The organism is Streptomyces sp. NBC_01298, assembly GCF_035978755.1.
In the GTDB taxonomy this organism is placed as follows: domain Bacteria; phylum Actinomycetota; class Actinomycetes; order Streptomycetales; family Streptomycetaceae; genus Streptomyces.
The window spans coordinates 8,706,227-8,721,115 of the sequence record NZ_CP108414.1; the positions used below are offsets into that span (position 1 = coordinate 8,706,227).

Consider the following 14,889-nt stretch of genomic DNA (forward strand, 5'->3'; position numbering starts at 1 on the left):
TCATCGGCCCCCTTCGACGTACGAGGCCAGGTGGGCCAGTGAAGAGGCGATGCCCGCCTCGTGTTCCGCCCGGTCGATGCCGGGCGGAACACCGGTGGCGGTGACGGTCACCTCGGTGCCCCTGCCCCCGTCACGGGCGCCGAGGCGCCAGGTCATCGTCATGGTGCCGGCGTACGAGGGGTCGTCTGACTCGAACACGGCCTGCTGCACCACGCGCTCCGGCGGCACCAGACCGGTGAACCGTACGTCGACCACATCGGTCGAGCCGGAGGTCTTCCCGGGGCTTTCGGTGGGATCGAGGTAGGTGAGGACCATCCGGAACCCGCCCCCGGGACGCGGGTCCCACCGCTCGATCCGGCCGCTCATCCCGTCCGGCGGGAGCCAGGCTTCGAGGGACGCGCGGTCGAGCAGGGCGGCGTAGACGGCCGCCGGCGGCGCCGCGACCGTCCGGGCGCCGCGGTCGGTCCTGCCGGGGGACCCGTTCCCCGTTCGGTTCCGGGGCCCCGGCGCACCGTCGGCGGGGGCCTCCAGGGTGCGCAGGTGGGCCGTCACCGCCGCCGTGGTGCGCGGTTCGTCACGGCTCGCGAGGAGGTCCAGCAGCGCCCCGCGCAGGACCGACAACAGCAGGGTGCGCTCGGCGAGCCCCTCCGGCGTGTCGCGGCGGGCGGCCGGCTGGGCGGCGGCGAAGAGCTCCAGCCAGTCGGCGATCGTCCGCTCCGCGAAACCCGCCCAGGGCCCCTCGGCGCCGCTCAGCGAGCGCGCGTAGCCCTCGACCCAGAGCGTGAGCACCTTGCGGTGCCCAGGGTCGGCCAGCCAGCTCCACACCAGTTCGCCCGTGCGAGCGAGCCCGTGCTCAGGCCGGGCCCGGTGCACGGCTTCGAGCATGCCCGTCTCGTCCTGCCGGGCCCGCGCGAGCAGCGCCCGCACCAGTGCGTCCTTGCTGCCGAACAGGAAGAGCAGGACGCGCGGGCTGCTGCCGATCGCCTCGGCCAGGGGCCGCAGGGACATGTCCGCCAGCCCGTGGTCGAGCACGTGGGCGTAGGCCAGCTCCAGGAGCTGCAGCTTGCGGGCGGAGTCGGCGCGGGCGGAGTCGTCAGCGGAGGGGGTCACCCGGCCATTATGCTTTACTGAAACAGTCGTTTCAGTTGCCTGGAGATGAGGATTCCCATGAACGAGGTCCGCGCGGTGATCCGGCCGCTGGGGGAGCCGGGCGATCTCGGTTGGGTGGTGATGGCCCACGGCGAGCAGTACGCGAAGGAATTCGGCTGGGACATCAGCTTCGAGGCCCTGGTCGCGCGGATCGTCGCGGACTACGCGGCCGGCCACGATCCCTCCCGCGAGGCGGCCTGGATCGCCGAGCTGGACGGCCGCCGGGTCGGCAGCGTGTTCTGCGTGGCCGACGAGGAGGGCGGGCGGGGAGCGGCGGGAGAGGGGCGCACCGCCAAACTGCGGATCCTCCTCGTGGACCCCGCCGCACGCGGCCACCGCCTGGGCTCGCGCCTGGTGGCCCGGTGCGTGGACTTCGCCCGTGAGGCGGGGTACGAGCGGATCCGGCTGTGGACGAACGACACCCTGGTGGCCGCGCGCGGGATCTACCTCGCCGCGGGCTTCCGGCTCGTCGAGGAGGAACCGCACCACAGCTTCGGCGCCGACCTGATCGGACAGGTCTACGCACTCGACCTGTCCGCCTGAACGGCGCCCCGCGCTCCCGCGCTCCGCGCCCCCGCGCTACCTCGCTCCCGCGTCAGCGCCGCTCCCGTGCTACCGCCGCTGCGGCCCGAGGTCGACGGCGACCACCGTGCAGACCCCAGCAGGCGTACGGGACCGTCGACCACCTCGAGCCGGGCGCCCACACGGTCACCGTCACCAAGACCGGTGGCGCCTATCCGCTATCCGCAGACCGACTCGGGCACGGTCCTCCCGTAGGTCCGGCCGGCCCCCACGAAAGCGCGATGTGAACGAGACGTACTGGACCGATCCCGGCCGCACCGTCGCCGTCCCCCTGGACGAACCGCCGCGCGTGGCCGGCCTCGGCGTCGGCGTCCACGGCGCCACGCGCGCCCTGGACGTCTTCCGGCTGCCCGACCTGTGGCAGCTGCACCTCTACCGGTACGGCGCCGAACTGACCGTCGACGGAGTCGCGCACCAGGTCCGGCCCGGACACGTCAGCCTGGTTCCGCCCGGCGCGGTGGTGGCCTTCCGCTACCGGGGCCGCTCCGAGCACCTGTACGCGCACTTCGCGCTGCCCGGCGCTGCCCGGACGGACGGGATACCGGTGGTGCAGGACGCCGGGGCGCAGACCCCGGTCCTCTCCGAGCTGCTGCTCCTCGCCATCGCGTCGGCCCCGCGCACCCCGCGCCGGGCCGACGCGGAGGTCTGGGGTGCGCTGTGGCGCGTCGCGGGCCTGGCCGGGCCCGCGGACGGAGGGCCGCGACCGCACCGTGCGTTCGCGGCCGCCCTGGCGCACATCGAGTCGCACCTGGCCGAACCCCTGGCCGTGCCCGGGATAGCCCGCGCCGCGGGCGTCTCGCACAACCACCTGCTGCGGCTGTTCAGGGCCGAGACCGGAACCACGGTGGTGGCCTACGTGCGCCGGCGGCGCATGGAGCGGGCCCGGCACCTGCTGCGCGAGTCCACCCTGCCGATCGCCGCGATCGCGGACGCCGTGGGGATCGGGGACCTGCAGGCCTTCAACAAGGCCTGCAGGCGCGAGTGGGGAGCCCCGCCCCGCGCGGTGAGGGGCGGCGAGGGCTGATGCCGGCCGCATCAGCCGCATCAGCCGTATCAGCCGCGTCAGCTGCGTCCGGCGCCTCGGTAGAGGTCCAGCTCGTCTTCCAGTTCCACGGCGAGCACGGTCGCCCGCCCGTCCACGTCGGCCGGCGCCGGGGCGTCGATCCACAGCACGCCGGGCACCTCGCCGAGGCCGCCGGTGACCCGGTGCCCGAGGAGGGCGCCGGAGCCGACCACCGAGACCCGTCGCACCTTGGTGCGCAGGCCCCGCAGCGAGACGGTCTCGCGCGGCGGGTCGAAGCAGACCAGGTACAGCGTGCGGCCGTCGGCGGACAGCGTGCTCGGCCCGTAGTGGTGCCCGGCCGGGAGACCCGCGACGGTGGAGTGCACGGCCTCGGAGTGCTTCGCGATCCAGTCACCGAGGCCCTCCAGCCGCTCCACCTGCTCGGGGAGGAACGTGCCGTCCTCGCGCGGCCCGACGGCCAGCAGCAGGTTGCCGCCCATGCCGATCGTCTCCGCGAAGTAGCGGACCAGCTGCCGCACCGACTTGTGCGCCCGGTCCTGCGGCTGGTAGCCCCAGGACTCGTTGACGGTCAGGCACAGCTCCCAGGGGCCGGGGGGCTGTTGGAGGGGCACTCCCTGTTCGGGAGTCGCGTAGTCCCCGTAGCCGAGCATCCGCGCGTTCAGGACGGTTTCGGGGTTCCCGGCGAGGATCCGTTCGGCGAGTGCGGGCAGGCCCCACTGCTCCTCGCCGCGCTCCCACTCGCCGTCGAACCACAGCAGATCGGGCCGGAAACGGGAGACCAGCTCGCCGACCTGGCCGTCGCGGTACGCCAGGTACCGGGACCACGCCCGCGGGTCGTCGACTCCGTCCGCGGGGGTGACGAGCGGGTGGGTGGCGACGGATTCGTTCGGCGGCGCGGGATGGGTCACGCTCGCGTAGTCGGGGTGGCTCCAGTCCGAATGCGAGTAGTACAGACCGACCTTGAGGCCCTGCTCGCGCAGCGCCGCGGTGTACTCGGCCACCAGGTCGCGGCCCGCGGGGGTGTGGTGCACGGCGTTCAGCTCGCCGTGGGCCGTGTCCCAGAGCGCGAAACCGTCGTGGTGGCGGGCGGTCAGCACGGCGTACGCGGCTCCGGCGCGGGCGAACAGCCGGGCCCAGGCCCCGGCGTCGTAGGCCGAGGCGGTGAATCCGTCCAGCTGCCGCATGTACCGCTCGTGCGGGACCTCGCCGCTGTAGAGCGACCAGGACTCCGGGACCCCGTCGACGGAGTAGATGCCGTAGTGGACGAAAATGCCCAACTTGGCTTCGGTGAACCAGGGTTGCATCGGCATGATCGGGTTCCCTTGGTGAGAGGGGGGCGGGGTGCGCGGCCTCGTGGACCGCGCACTTCGAAGCTATGCCCGGGTATTCGCCCACCGCGTGGGGGACAGTCACCAAAACTGGTCGGTTCTCACCACGGGTTCTCACCACGGGGTGTGGGCGGGGATGCTCTTATGGATGTCAAGCAGGGGTTGTGAGGTGACTTGAGGTTGCTGTTGCGGCATGGGTAGCGGTCAGGACGCGGAAGATCTCGCGGGCGACGAACCGCTTGAGACAGCGGATGGTCTCCTTCTTGGAGAGGCCTTCTTTGGTGCGTCGTTCCATGTAGTCCTTGGTGCGCTGGTCCCAGCGCAGGCGGCAGAGAACGATCCGGTAGAGGGCCGCGTTCGCGGCCCTGTCGCCGCCACGGTTGAGGCGGTGTCGATGGGTGCGACCGGATGAGGCCGGCAGTGGGGCGACGCCGCAGAGCATCGCGAAGGCCGCCTCGGAGCGGAGCCGGTCGGGGTTGTCGCCCGCGGTGACCAGCAGCTGGCCGGCGACGTCCGGGCCGACGCCGTTGAGCTCGGTCAGGGCCGGGTTGATCTCCTGGGTGAGCGGGGCTATCAGCTCGTTCAGTTCGTCGATCTCCTGGCCCAGGTCGCGGTGGCGGCGGGCGAGGGAGCGCAGGGCGATCTTCGTCGCGGTGACCGGGTCGCCGGCCTGGTCGAGGCTGGGGCGGAAACCCGCGCAGATGGTCAGCAGGTCCTTGTCGTTCAGGTGCCGCAGCATGGTGCGGACTCCCTCTGGCGCGGTGATGATCAAGGTCTTGATCTGCCGGGTGGCGTCGGCCCGCTGCTGGACCGCGCTGCGACGGGCGACCCGCAGGGCCCGCAGGGCCTCGACACGGCCATCACGGGACTTCGGGGTCCCAGTGCGGCGTTCTGCGAGCGCGGCCCGGGCTGCTGCCTCGGCATCGACCGGATCGGACTTGCCCTGCCAGCGACGGGTCTTGCGGTCTGGCCGGTCGATCTCGACCACTGTGACGTCGTTCTCGCGCAGGTAGCGGGACAGGCCGGCGCCGTAGGCACCGGTGCCCTCCACCCCGACCAGGAGCAGGGCACCGAAGGAGCGGAGCCAGGTCAGCAGTGTGCGGTAGCCGACTGTGGAGGCTGGGAACTGGGCCGACCCCAGCACCCGCCCTGCCGAGTCGATCGCGGCCGCGGTGTGGGTGTCCTTGTGGGTGTCGACGCCGCCGGTGACCTCGACCTCATGCTGTGCCATCGTGGATCGTGCCGTCCTCTCCATTCGACCGGGCAGGATGGCACCCGCCGGCCGGGAGGGCGGACAAGACAGTGATGGGGCCTCTGGCCAGGCTCTTATGAAGTCACGTCCCCCGGTCCGGCGGATGCACGTGAGCGTCCCCCGGCCGGAGCCGACAGATCCAGTTGAGGACCCTGAGTCAGTCAGTCGTTGGGTCAGACCCCGCCGGGGAACGCTTCCGTACATCCTCACTGTCAGTCGTCGAGCCGGCCGCGCATCCACTCCTCGACCTCGCCGACGTGCGCGGCAGACCGTGCGTACGGGTTGAAGGCCTGACCCGACCGGCCGACGACGGCACACACGGCGACGGCGGGGATAAGGCGGGCGCCCGGGGGCAGACGCGAGCCGAAGCACCGCGGCGGAGCCACCGCTCCGCCGCGTTCTCGACGCGCGAGTGAGGACATCATGCTTTTCGCCGGACTCATCCTCCTGCTCATCGGATTCCTGACCGGAATCTCCGTTCTGTGGACCATCGGCGTCATCCTGCTCGTGGTGGGGGCCGTGCTGTGGATCATGGGCTCGGTCGGACACGCGGTCGGCGGCCGACGTCACTACTGGTAGCCGGTGAAGTGTGCGCGCAACACGGCAGGATGGCGGCCCGCCCCCGACCGGGGCGGGCCGCCATCCCGTTTCAGGGGCAACTCGGCTGTGTCATGGGCCCGTTGCCGGGTATCCGCGCAGCACGCCCTCCGGCAGATGCCGCTGGGCGGACGACACCCGGCCGGCCCGCGGGCAGGCGGAGGACTCGAAGGAAGGGAACCGCGATGACGACGACCGGATTGCACGGAAACAAGACGCTCCCCGGCGCACGGACGCTCCGCCGGCAGGCCGTCCGGACCCGGAAGGAGCTCGGCCGGACCGTCGAAGCACTGGTCTCCAGGGCGGGCTCCCCGGCGCGGGTCCAGGAGAGCGCCGGGCGGCTGAGGAAGACGGCCGCATCGCACGTCGGCCGCCTCGTCCAGGACGGGAAGCTCGACGCGGCACGGGGCAAGGCCGTACGGGCCGCGACCGCGGCCCGGAGCCACCGGACCGCGTTGGCCACGGCCGCCGGCGTACTCACCGCGGCCCTGCTGGCCCGGCGCAGCCGCCGGGCACGACGAGGTCGGGCTGTTTGATCCGGCTGGAGCCGCGGCACCGGCGAAGGGAGCGGCCCCCGGACGCCGGGGGCCGCTCCCTTCACCGGTGCTCAGCGCGTGCCGCGCGCTCTCAGCAGGGGCGGACCGGCTGGAGGTTGTGGACGTAGCGGGCCGAGACCCAGCCCTTCGAGCCGTGCAGGCGGTACCACACCGGGTTGCCGTCCACCCAGCCGCCGCGCTTCTGGCACACGAGGAGCACCCGCTCGTGCGGACGCAGCTGCTTCACCACGTCCGAGTACACGGTCGGCTTCTCGCGGACGTTGAGCGGCGCGCGGGTCTCGACCACGCCCACGGGGCCGGACGCGGCCCGCGCGTACCCGTCGGCGGCCCAGCCGGCCGTACTCAGCGGCCCGATCAGTACTCCGGCCGCCAGGGCGTACGTCAGCAAAACCTTCTTCACCATCGGATCCACTCTCCCTCTGCCGCCTGGGCGCGGGGCCGGCGGCCCGTGCGGCCGACCGCCCCGACCGACTATCCCCCGCGCGGGCGGCGGATCGGCGGCGGCCCGGAGGGAACACGCCCCCGTTGCTCCGGATGGCCCAGAGCCGTTCGCCCCGGTGGACCCGAGGTTTGAACCCGCCGGTATCGAGCAGGCGCCCCTGCGGAACGAAACGTACGAGAACAGGAGGAACGTGGCATGGCCGCGGAAGCACAGGATAACCAGGACGTCGTCGCCTTGATCCTCAAGGATCACCGCAGGATGGAGGACCTCTTCCGCCGGATGCGCAGTGTGGAGGCCGACCGCGCGGACGCGCTCGCGAAGCTGTCCGCGCTCCTCGTGGCCCACGGCGAGGCCGAGGAGACCGAGGTGTACGGCGCGCTGAAGCGGTTCAAGGGCGTGGACGACGGGGAGGTCGAGCACGGCGCCAAGGAGCACGCCGAGGGCAACGAGGCCCTCCTGGCGCTGCTGGAGGTGTCCGAAGTGGGCTCCGACGACTGGGACGAGCGTCTGGAAGACCTGGTCAAGGCGGTTTCCCACCACCTCGACGAGGAGGAGCGCACCATCCTCAACGGAGCCCGGGAGAACGTCCCGGACGAGCGGAGGGCCGAGCTCGGGGCGGCCTTCCTGCGGGAGCGGGAGCGTCGGCTGAACGCCGACTGCGGCAGCGTCGAGAACGTACGCACCCTCGTACGGGGCTGACGGCGGCTGCCGCCGCGTCCGCGACCGGCTCGGGGGACGAGGATGAGGAAACGGACCCGGACCCGGACGCGGACGCGGGCCCGGACTCGAGGAGTCCGGGCCCGCGTCCGTCCCACCGCGTCAGATGATGCGGCCGCCGAAGCCGCCGATGGAGTAGTAGGTGCCGATCTCCTCGCGATACCCGACGTCGTCGAGGTGCTTCTCCCGGTGGAACTCCGGTGCGTTCTTGATCTGTTCCTTGGTGCCGTCGACGTAGATCGTCTCCCGGTTCACGTCGACGATGATGACGGTGCTCGCGGGGAGCAGGACCTCCTTGCCGAAGATCCAGATCCCCGTGTCCACGACCAGGTAGGCGTCACCGGCCTCGTCGGAGTGCTTGTCGACCTTGCCGATGCTGCCGTCGGTCGCCTCGACCGTGTACCCGATCAGATCGGTGCCGGTCAGGTGGCCCGCGGTCGACCTGTAGCTCCACACATGCTCAGTCACGCGAAAACAACTCCTTCGCCAGACAGGGGGCGGCGGCGCGGTGCCGGCCGTCCCTCTCTTTCGATGTCGTACGCGGCGCCGTAGGCGCCCCGCCCGAACTCGCCTGCCCCGGCTCCGGTCCTTCATTCGCCCGGGATCGCCGACGTCGCGAAGGCGCGGCGGTCGCGGCGCGTAGGGGGCCGTTCACAGGGCAGACGGCCGCCATGACATGGAGACACGCGCTGCGGCGCGGCGAGAGTCCCGACAGCGGGTCAGTGACGGCAGCCTGGCAACGACGCCGACCCGCGCACCCGGCCGTCCGGGCGCTGGCGATGCTGGCGGCCTTCGTCGGGACCGTCCTGTTCAGCGTGGTGCTGGCACGGCTCACGCTGGAACCCTCCGCCGCCTCGGTGGCCCTGGTGCACAGCAACACGACGCCCGGCCATTCGATCAACGCCTACCTGGACGGCGCGTCGACCACGGAGGCGGTGCGCCAGCTGGGCGGGAACCTGCTGCTGGGCCTGCCCTTCGGGGTGCTGCTGCCCGTCCTCATGCCCCCGGCCCGGGGGCTGCTGCGGGTCGCCGTCGTGACGGTGTGTCTGATGACGCTGGTGGAGCTGATCCAGGGCGCCCTCGTCACGGGACGCGTCTTCGACATCGACGACGTCATCCTCAATACGGCCGGAGCCCTCCTCGGCTACTTGCTGATCGGCCGCCGCCTGGGCCGCGCCGTGCACCCGCGCCGCAGGCACTGGTGGCACCGCCGGCCCCGGCCGGAACATCCCGCGACCTCGCCGCGACCGGAACCGAGGCCCGTGGAGCCGGAAACGAAGCCGGAGACGAAGTCTGCGGCGAAGTCGGCATGGACTCGGGCAACGAGGGCAGCAACGAAGCCGGCAGCGACGCGGACAACGAAGCCGGCGGCGAACCCGGCGGCAAAGGCGATCACGAAGCCGAGTCGCGCGGGTTGGCGGAAGGCCTTCCACCGCGGCGAGTGACCGCCGGTGGGGTCGGGCGACCGGCGGGGAACGGGCTCCCCGTGTCAGGTCCTCGCCGTGGGGCAGGCGCGGGAAGATCCGTGCCGCTTCCACCCACTGGGGAGACATGAACAGCGCCCTACGCCTCCTGACCCTCCTGGCGGGTTCGATCCTGCTCACCGCCGCGGCCGGCTGGGCCGTCGACCGACTGCTCCGCCGCGCCGGCGCGCGACACCCCGAGACGCCCTTGTGGAACCTGCTGCGCCGCTGCCGCCACGCCCTGCAGATATTCCTGCTCGCCGCACTGTTCAAGGGTGCCTGCCGGCAGACGGCGTGGCCGCCGCTGCGGGACCACGCGGCCGCCACGGGCCGGATCCTCGCGCTGGCCCTGATCGGTGCCGGGGCCTGGCTGATCGTGGCCGTGGCCTCCGCCGTCGTGGAGTCGGGGTACGCCCGCTACGCCACCGGCACCCGCGACCCCGCCCGGGTGCGCAGGGTCCGTACCCAGGTGACGTTGATCACGAGGGTCGTGACGGTCGTCGCGGCCGTGATCGCCGGCGCCGCCATGCTCCTCACCTTCCCGAGCTTCCGCGCGCTCGGCACGTCCGTGCTTGCCTCCGCCGGAATCATCGGCATCGTGGCCGGGGTGGCGGCCCAGTCCACGCTGGGCAACCTCTTCGCGGGCTTCCAGATCGCCTTCGGCGACCTCGTGCGCATCGGGGACACGGTCGTGGTCGCCGGCGAGTGGGGGGTGGTCGAGGACATCACCCTGACCTTCCTCGCCGTACGCACCTGGGACGAACGCCGCATCACCATGCCCGTCTCGTACTTCACCACCAGGCCCTTCGAGAACTGGTCGCGCGGCGGTGTCCAGATGACCGGCACGGTCTTCCTGCACTGCGACCACGGGGCGCCCGTGGACCTCATGCGGGACAAGGTGCACGAGATCCTGCGCGACTGCCCGCAGTGGGACGGCCGCGGCTGGGACCTCGCCGTCACGGAGACGACGCCCTCCACCATCGTGGTGCGGGCCATCGTCACGGCCAAGGACGCCGACGACGTGTGGACGGTGCGCTGCGCCGTACGCGAGCAGCTGATCGCCTGGCTGGCGGAGAAGCACCCCGCCGCCCTGCCCCGCATCCTGCTGGACCCGGCTCCGACCGGGCCCGGCGCGACCGACGGGCACCCTCGCTGACGGAACTCGGCGCCGGGCCGCGCCCGTACGGCCCGGCCGCGGCCGGGCACGGGAGTTCCTACCGGTGCCGTGCCAGGGTGTGCACGAGCACGATCAGCGCGAAGGCGATGACGAGCAGGTGCACCCAGGAGGGCCCGATCGCCGGGGCCAGGGACAGGGAGGTGAGCTGATGAGAGGTCATGAGGCGCTCCTGCCCCCGACGGCCGGATCGACGCCCGCGCGCGACGACCGAGGAACGGACCCGGGGGTCCGCCGGATCGGTCAGCGTGGCGCCGGCCTGCCGGACATCAGACGGTCCGCCTCGATCTCGGCCCAGACGGACTTGCCGCCCTCGTGCGCGTGCGTGCCCCAGCGGTCGGACAGCCGCTCCACGATGTGCAGACCGTGGCCCCCCGGCATGCCGCGCCGCGGGGCGGGATGGAGGAGGGGCAGGGTCGTCGTGCCGTCGTACACCTCGATGCGCAGCGTCTCCCCGGCCGTCAGGACGAGTTCCCGGCAGCCGCCCGCGTGCAGCGAGGCGTTGGTCAGCAGCTCGGACACGAGGAGCAGGGCGTCCTCGGAGGTCTCGGTTCCGTCCCAGCCCCAGTCACGCAGCGCCCGGCGCGTGAAGTCGCGTCCCTTGGCCACCGAGCCCCCGACGCCCGTCAGGGCGAGGCGCCGCCGCTGGCCTCCGCCGGGAAGGCCGACGCTCACTGGATCTCCCGTTTCCGCTCCGATGGTCTCCACCGTGCTCTCGCACCCCCGTGCCGACGCTGATCCGCTCACTGTTCCCGGGAGACCGCCCGCCGAGTTCGTGGCCGGTGTCCGGGACTGTCCGTATGCCCCCGAGCGGCCCGGGGACACCCGGGCCAGACCCCGAGTGTAGGTGACCTCCCCCGTCAGGGCGCCGCCATGTGGAGCCGCAGGGTGAAGCCGTCGGGCAGGGCCCGGACCTCGACCAGATCGCAGAGCTGGTGGATCATCCACAGGCCGCGACCGCCGTTGGCCGAGGCCAGGGACGGGCGGCGGCGCCCCGCGAGGGGATCCGCCAGGCGGCCCGCGTCGCGGATCTCGGCGACGGCTTCCGCACCGGGCCCGGCGGTGACCCACAGGCGCAGTGCGCCCTTCCCGCCCCCGTGGGAGAGGGAGTTGGCCGCGGCCTCGCTGACGGCCAGGACCAGGTCGCCGCGGCGCGCCGCGCTCAGACCGGTGCCGCGGGCCCAGGCGTCGGCGTACTCGCGCACCTCGGCCAGCCCTCCGTGGGCGTACGTGAACCAGGGCACCTCGCCCCCGGGTTCGGGCAGCGGCCGGTCGCAGTCCGCCGAGACCCGCGCGGCGTCCGCGTACGCCGGGCTGGGGAGGTCCGAGCCCCCCTCGATGAGGGTGGGGTGCGTGCGGCGGGCGTCGGCCAGGACCTCGGGCGCCAGGCCCCGTACGTCGTACGGGCACAGGACGGTGGCGGGCCGGCCGGCGAAGGCGGTGTTGATGAGGGCCTCGTGCCGGGTGGCCTCCAGCACCTCGGCGGGGGAGCGGCCGGCCCAGATCGGCTCTCCGACGATCCGGGCCGGCCGGCTCACGTGCAGGTCGGCGAAATCCTGCAGGGCGGCCAGAATGCGGCCGGGGTTGCGGCCCAGATCCGTCATGTCCGTCCAGGTGACGCCGTCGGCGCTCCCGCCGAGGCTCTCGCGCAGGGCGTCCAGGCTCGGGCCCGGTACGGCGACGAGGACCGGTTCGCCGGCCGACACGGCGGCGCCCACGAAGGCGCCCACGCCGGCCACGTACCCGTCGAAGTCCTCGTAGAAGAAGGCGGGATGGACGAAGGCCCCGGGCCCGGCGGGCTCAGGAACAGTGATCATGCTGCGACCTCGATCATGCTGCGACCTCCAGCGCGGCGCATTCGTCCGGGAACATCTCCACGACCTTGCGGAGCGAGTACGGCGGATCGTGGAGCAGCAGACGCCGCCCCTGCCCGCCGAGGGCCGCGGACGCCCCTACGAGCGCGGCGACCGCGGCCGTGTCCAGGAAGACCACGGCGGACAGGTCGAGATGGACCACGGGTCCGGGCAGCGCGGTCACGACGCCGAGGGCGGCGGACAGGCACTTTCGGGTGTCGAGGTCGCAGCTGCCGCTCAGGCGCGCGCCCGGACGGTCCTGCCAGGGCCGGGCGGTCAGCGGCGCCCACGCGCCCGCCGCCGCCCCGGAGCCCGCGGCCGTCACAGAGCCCGCCGCCGATTTCGGGCCTGCCGCGGCCGAGCCCGCCGGCTCCGAGGAGCCCGCGCGCTCCCGCGCGCCGGATGAGGAGTTCACGGTCCCTTCCTACACCGCCAGCATGCCGGTGCGCAGCCGCGCCAGGGTCCGGGTCAGGATGCGGGAGACCTGCATCTGCGAGACGCCGAGCTCGGCGCCGATCTCCGCCTGGGTCTTCTCCAGTCCGAAGCGCAGCCGCAGGACGAGCCGGTCGCGTTCGTCCAGTTCCTCCAGCAGGGGCGCCAGGGTGTGGAAGTCCTCGAAGAGTTCCATGCCGGGATCCACGGTGCCGTGGCGCTCCGCCATCGGCCGGGCGCCGCGGCCCGCCACCGGGGAGCTGTCGCCGTCGATCGTGGCGGCGTCGAGGGAACTGCTCGTGTAGCCGTTCGCGGCCACCAGCCCCTCGATGACCTCGTCCTCGGACAACTCCAGGTGCTGGGCCACCTCCTTGACCGTCGGGGCCCGGCCCAGGACATCGCTGAGGGCGTCCTGGGTCTTGGCGAGCTCCGTACGCAGCTCCTGCAGCCGGCGCGGGACGTGCACGGCCCAGGTGGTGTCGCGGAAGTAGCGCTTGATCTCACCCGTGATGTACGGCAGGGCGAGGGTGGAGAACTCCACCTCGCGCTCCGTGTCGTAGCGGTCGATGGCCTTGATCAGGCCGATGGTCCCGACCTGGATGACGTCCTCCATGTCGAGGCCCCCGCCGACCACGCGGGCCCTGAAACGCCGCGCCGCGAACTGCACGAGGGACAGGTTCATCTCGATCAGGGTGTTGCGCGTGTACTGGTACTCGCGCGTCCCCTCCTCCAGCGTGCGCAGCCTCACGAAGAAGAGCCGCGAGAGTTCCCGGGCGTCCGAGGGGGCCATCTCCCGCGGGTTCTCCACCCGGAACAGGTCCGCGTCCTGCGTGGTCGCTCCCGCGGACTCCAGGTCACACGCGGGTACCGATGCGTCTGCTGCACGAATGGGGCCTACAACGGTGGCCGAGCGATTCATGGTGGCCGCTCCCTCCCGATTGACTGACGGCTGCCGGGAGCGCTTCTGCCCCGCCTTCGCGGGTCTACACACTTCGAGGGCAGGGGAGTTCCACCCCTGGCGCGCCGAGGCCCGGAGAGGGGCCGCGGCCCGGGGGGCGGTGGTGCCGGAGCGATGAGCAGGCATACTCCCTGGGAAGGACGTACGACGGACGATCCGGGGAGGCGGACATGACCGGAGCAGGGGACGGATACGGGCAGGGCGTGGTCGGGGACGGCTACCCGGTCGGGGCCGGCTGGGTGGTGGTGGCCCGCGGAGAGCTCGACCAGGACACCCTCATTCCCTTGGAGGAGGCTCTTGTCGCCGCCGCGGACCTGCATCCGCTGGTGGTTCTGGACGCCGCTTCCATCACCTTCGGGGACTCCTCCTTCCTGAACCTGCTCCTGCGGCTGCACCGCCTCACGACCCTGCGCATCGCCGCCCCCGGCGAACAGTTGCGCCGGCTCTTCGCGGTGACCGGGGCCGATACCGTCCTGTCCCTGCACGCGAGCGTGGACGCCGCCGCCGGGACGTGAACCCGGATCGGCCGCCCGGCCGCCGCCCCGGTCATCCGGTCTCCGGGGCCCCGGACCACGGGTGTTGCGGGGGAGGTTCCCGGGTGCGTCGAGATTCCCTGGTACGCCGAGGCTCCGGTTCGTGCGGGTCCGGTCCGCCGCCCGGCCGGAAGCACGCGGTGATGGCCTTCCCGCCGTGCGACGCGTGGATGTCCAGGGAATCGGCCAGGGTGGTGACGATCCCGAGCCCGCGGCCCGACGTGGCTTCCGCGCCGGCGTCGGGCTCCCGGTACGGGGGCACCCGCGGATCGGCGTCGGCTACGCTGACATGCAGGCAGGAACCGTCCCAGGTCAGGACGAGGTGTGCGGTCCCGACCGCGTGCAGGTGCGCGTTGGTGACGAGTTCGGAGACGCAGATCAGTACGGAGTAGACGGTGTCGGCCACCGAACCGCTCCACGGCAGCGACGCCAGGTGGCCCGCCGTCCACTCCCGCGCCGCCCGGACCCCCTCCGAGACGGGGAACGACCGGGCCCAGCCCACGGCCTTGACCGCCATCCGCTTCACCCCGATTCCTCCGTTGTGTGCGAGTGTCACCCGTTCGTCTACCCGGAACCCGGCAGGTCACCCCCGAGCCGTCCACATCGCGCGGCCCGGAGGCGTGTTCGGGCCGTGTTCGGAAGACCGCCCGCCCACCTCCCCTTCCCGCAGGCGGGATGCGCTGTCCCCGGTGTGATCGACCGTGCCTTATCGTCCCTTCGGCGGCGCTAGCCTTCACCGGACCGGTGGTGCGGCGCAGACGGATCACCGCGGAGCCGGGCGCATCGCCGCGCCCGGCGCCGGGGGTCCTTCTGGTCCCGTTCGGCGGA

20 protein-coding genes are annotated in these 14,889 nt (G+C 72.6%); 8 read left to right on the forward strand and 12 right to left on the reverse strand.

Annotation, left to right across the window (positions count from 1 at the left end; all coding sequences use genetic code 11):
• Complete coding sequence (locus tag OG730_RS39735; RefSeq protein ID WP_327308860.1) at positions 1-1,110, reverse strand: SRPBCC domain-containing protein; 1,110 nt, start codon at positions 1,108-1,110, stop codon at positions 1-3.
• Positions 1,111-1,167: 57 nt separating this feature from the next.
• On the opposite strand from OG730_RS39735, the gene OG730_RS39740 reads away from it, so the two are divergent.
• Positions 1,168-1,692 carry a GNAT family N-acetyltransferase gene (locus OG730_RS39740; protein WP_327308861.1) on the forward strand — a complete coding sequence of 175 codons (525 nt, stop codon included), beginning with the start codon at positions 1,168-1,170 and terminating at the stop codon, positions 1,690-1,692.
• 262 nt (positions 1,693-1,954) lie between these two features.
• Positions 1,955-2,755: an AraC family transcriptional regulator gene (locus tag OG730_RS39745; RefSeq protein WP_327308862.1), complete on the forward strand. Its 801-nt coding sequence runs from the start codon at positions 1,955-1,957 to the stop codon at positions 2,753-2,755.
• A 38-nt stretch (positions 2,756-2,793) separates the two neighbouring features.
• On the opposite strand, the gene OG730_RS39750 is transcribed toward OG730_RS39745, so the two are convergent.
• The 3 genes from OG730_RS39750 to OG730_RS39760 form a co-directional block, all read right to left on the reverse strand.
• Positions 2,794-4,065: an alpha-L-fucosidase gene (locus OG730_RS39750; RefSeq protein ID WP_327308863.1), complete on the reverse strand. Its 1,272-nt coding sequence runs from the start codon at positions 4,063-4,065 to the stop codon at positions 2,794-2,796.
• A gap of 169 nt (positions 4,066-4,234) precedes the next feature.
• On the reverse strand, positions 4,235-5,338 hold the full coding sequence (locus OG730_RS39755; protein ID WP_442814818.1) for an IS110 family RNA-guided transposase: 1,104 nt from the start codon (positions 5,336-5,338) through the stop codon (positions 4,235-4,237).
• 209 nt (positions 5,339-5,547) lie between these two features.
• On the reverse strand, positions 5,548-5,760 hold the full coding sequence (locus OG730_RS39760; RefSeq protein WP_327308864.1) for a hypothetical protein: 213 nt from the start codon (positions 5,758-5,760) through the stop codon (positions 5,548-5,550).
• Between OG730_RS39760 and OG730_RS39765 the strand changes: the two genes are divergently transcribed.
• Positions 5,759-5,914 (forward strand): DUF6131 family protein, encoded by a 156-nt coding sequence (locus tag OG730_RS39765; RefSeq protein WP_327308865.1) that lies wholly within the window; start codon positions 5,759-5,761, stop codon positions 5,912-5,914. The genes OG730_RS39760 and OG730_RS39765 overlap by 2 nt on opposite strands.
• 203 nt (positions 5,915-6,117) lie before the next feature.
• On the forward strand, positions 6,118-6,468 hold the full coding sequence (locus tag OG730_RS39770) for a DUF3618 domain-containing protein (protein WP_327308866.1): 351 nt from the start codon (positions 6,118-6,120) through the stop codon (positions 6,466-6,468).
• Between the two features lie 91 nt (positions 6,469-6,559).
• On the opposite strand, the gene OG730_RS39775 is transcribed toward OG730_RS39770, so the two are convergent.
• A complete protein-coding gene (locus OG730_RS39775; RefSeq protein ID WP_327308867.1) occupies positions 6,560-6,892 on the reverse strand; it encodes an SH3 domain-containing protein in 333 nt (110 codons plus the stop codon).
• 234 nt (positions 6,893-7,126) lie between these two features.
• On the opposite strand from OG730_RS39775, the gene OG730_RS39780 reads away from it, so the two are divergent.
• Complete coding sequence (locus OG730_RS39780; protein WP_327308868.1) at positions 7,127-7,630, forward strand: hemerythrin domain-containing protein; 504 nt, start codon at positions 7,127-7,129, stop codon at positions 7,628-7,630.
• A gap of 120 nt (positions 7,631-7,750) precedes the next feature.
• On the opposite strand, the gene OG730_RS39785 is transcribed toward OG730_RS39780, so the two are convergent.
• On the reverse strand, positions 7,751-8,116 hold the full coding sequence (locus tag OG730_RS39785) for a PRC-barrel domain-containing protein (RefSeq protein ID WP_327308869.1): 366 nt from the start codon (positions 8,114-8,116) through the stop codon (positions 7,751-7,753).
• A gap of 203 nt (positions 8,117-8,319) precedes the next feature.
• Here OG730_RS39785 and OG730_RS39790 point away from each other — a divergent pair, with 203 nt between their 5' ends.
• The gene (locus tag OG730_RS39790; protein WP_442815156.1) at positions 8,320-9,093 is read left to right on the forward strand and encodes a VanZ family protein; all 774 of its coding nucleotides are present in this window, start codon (positions 8,320-8,322) and stop codon (positions 9,091-9,093) included.
• Between the two features lie 106 nt (positions 9,094-9,199).
• Positions 9,200-10,267, forward strand: coding sequence for a mechanosensitive ion channel family protein (locus tag OG730_RS39795; RefSeq protein WP_327308870.1), 1,068 nt, complete (start codon positions 9,200-9,202; stop codon positions 10,265-10,267).
• Between the two features lie 58 nt (positions 10,268-10,325).
• On the opposite strand, the gene OG730_RS39800 is transcribed toward OG730_RS39795, so the two are convergent.
• From OG730_RS39800 to OG730_RS39820, 5 genes are all read right to left on the reverse strand, one after another.
• A complete protein-coding gene (locus OG730_RS39800) occupies positions 10,326-10,448 on the reverse strand; it encodes a hypothetical protein (protein ID WP_327250591.1) in 123 nt (40 codons plus the stop codon).
• A gap of 80 nt (positions 10,449-10,528) precedes the next feature.
• Complete coding sequence (locus OG730_RS39805) at positions 10,529-10,960, reverse strand: ATP-binding protein (protein WP_327308871.1); 432 nt, start codon at positions 10,958-10,960, stop codon at positions 10,529-10,531.
• Between the two features lie 185 nt (positions 10,961-11,145).
• The gene (locus OG730_RS39810; protein ID WP_327308872.1) at positions 11,146-12,102 is read right to left on the reverse strand and encodes an anti-sigma factor RsbA family regulatory protein; all 957 of its coding nucleotides are present in this window, start codon (positions 12,100-12,102) and stop codon (positions 11,146-11,148) included.
• Between the two features lie 13 nt (positions 12,103-12,115).
• Complete coding sequence (locus OG730_RS39815) at positions 12,116-12,553, reverse strand: STAS domain-containing protein (protein ID WP_327308873.1); 438 nt, start codon at positions 12,551-12,553, stop codon at positions 12,116-12,118.
• Positions 12,554-12,562: 9 nt separating this feature from the next.
• Positions 12,563-13,489: a SigB/SigF/SigG family RNA polymerase sigma factor gene (locus OG730_RS39820; protein ID WP_327308874.1), complete on the reverse strand. Its 927-nt coding sequence runs from the start codon at positions 13,487-13,489 to the stop codon at positions 12,563-12,565.
• A gap of 209 nt (positions 13,490-13,698) precedes the next feature.
• Between OG730_RS39820 and OG730_RS39825 the strand changes: the two genes are divergently transcribed.
• Complete coding sequence (locus OG730_RS39825) at positions 13,699-14,043, forward strand: STAS domain-containing protein (protein WP_327308875.1); 345 nt, start codon at positions 13,699-13,701, stop codon at positions 14,041-14,043.
• A 31-nt stretch (positions 14,044-14,074) separates the two neighbouring features.
• Here the strand turns inward: OG730_RS39825 and OG730_RS39830 are convergent, their stop codons facing one another.
• Positions 14,075-14,578, reverse strand: a complete 504-nt coding sequence (locus tag OG730_RS39830) for an ATP-binding protein (RefSeq protein WP_327309602.1) — start codon at positions 14,576-14,578, stop codon at positions 14,075-14,077.
• Positions 14,579-14,889 lie beyond the last annotated feature (311 nt).

Excerpts from the sequence above, each read along its gene's own strand:
- OG730_RS39760 (WP_327308864.1), bottom strand. The coding sequence starts at position 5,760 with ATGATGTCCTCACTCGCGCGTCGAGAACGCGGCGGAGCGGTGGCTCCG.
- OG730_RS39755 (WP_442814818.1), bottom strand. The coding sequence starts at position 5,338 with ATGGAGAGGACGGCACGATCCACGATGGCACAGCATGAGGTCGAGGTC.
- OG730_RS39780 (WP_327308868.1), top strand. The coding sequence starts at position 7,127 with ATGGCCGCGGAAGCACAGGATAACCAGGACGTCGTCGCCTTGATCCTC.
- OG730_RS39765 (WP_327308865.1), top strand. The coding sequence starts at position 5,759 with ATGCTTTTCGCCGGACTCATCCTCCTGCTCATCGGATTCCTGACCGGA.
- OG730_RS39790 (WP_442815156.1), top strand. The coding sequence starts at position 8,320 with ATGACATGGAGACACGCGCTGCGGCGCGGCGAGAGTCCCGACAGCGGG.
- OG730_RS39740 (WP_327308861.1), top strand. The coding sequence starts at position 1,168 with ATGAACGAGGTCCGCGCGGTGATCCGGCCGCTGGGGGAGCCGGGCGAT.
- OG730_RS39800 (WP_327250591.1), bottom strand. The coding sequence starts at position 10,448 with ATGACCTCTCATCAGCTCACCTCCCTGTCCCTGGCCCCGGCGATCGGG.
- OG730_RS39750 (WP_327308863.1), bottom strand. The coding sequence starts at position 4,065 with ATGCCGATGCAACCCTGGTTCACCGAAGCCAAGTTGGGCATTTTCGTC.
- OG730_RS39770 (WP_327308866.1), top strand. The coding sequence starts at position 6,118 with ATGACGACGACCGGATTGCACGGAAACAAGACGCTCCCCGGCGCACGG.
- OG730_RS39810 (WP_327308872.1), bottom strand. The coding sequence starts at position 12,102 with ATGATCACTGTTCCTGAGCCCGCCGGGCCCGGGGCCTTCGTCCATCCC.
- OG730_RS39820 (WP_327308874.1), bottom strand. The coding sequence starts at position 13,489 with ATGAATCGCTCGGCCACCGTTGTAGGCCCCATTCGTGCAGCAGACGCA.
- OG730_RS39825 (WP_327308875.1), top strand. The coding sequence starts at position 13,699 with ATGACCGGAGCAGGGGACGGATACGGGCAGGGCGTGGTCGGGGACGGC.
- OG730_RS39830 (WP_327309602.1), bottom strand. The coding sequence starts at position 14,578 with ATGGCGGTCAAGGCCGTGGGCTGGGCCCGGTCGTTCCCCGTCTCGGAG.
- OG730_RS39775 (WP_327308867.1), bottom strand. The coding sequence starts at position 6,892 with ATGGTGAAGAAGGTTTTGCTGACGTACGCCCTGGCGGCCGGAGTACTG.
- OG730_RS39795 (WP_327308870.1), top strand. The coding sequence starts at position 9,200 with ATGAACAGCGCCCTACGCCTCCTGACCCTCCTGGCGGGTTCGATCCTG.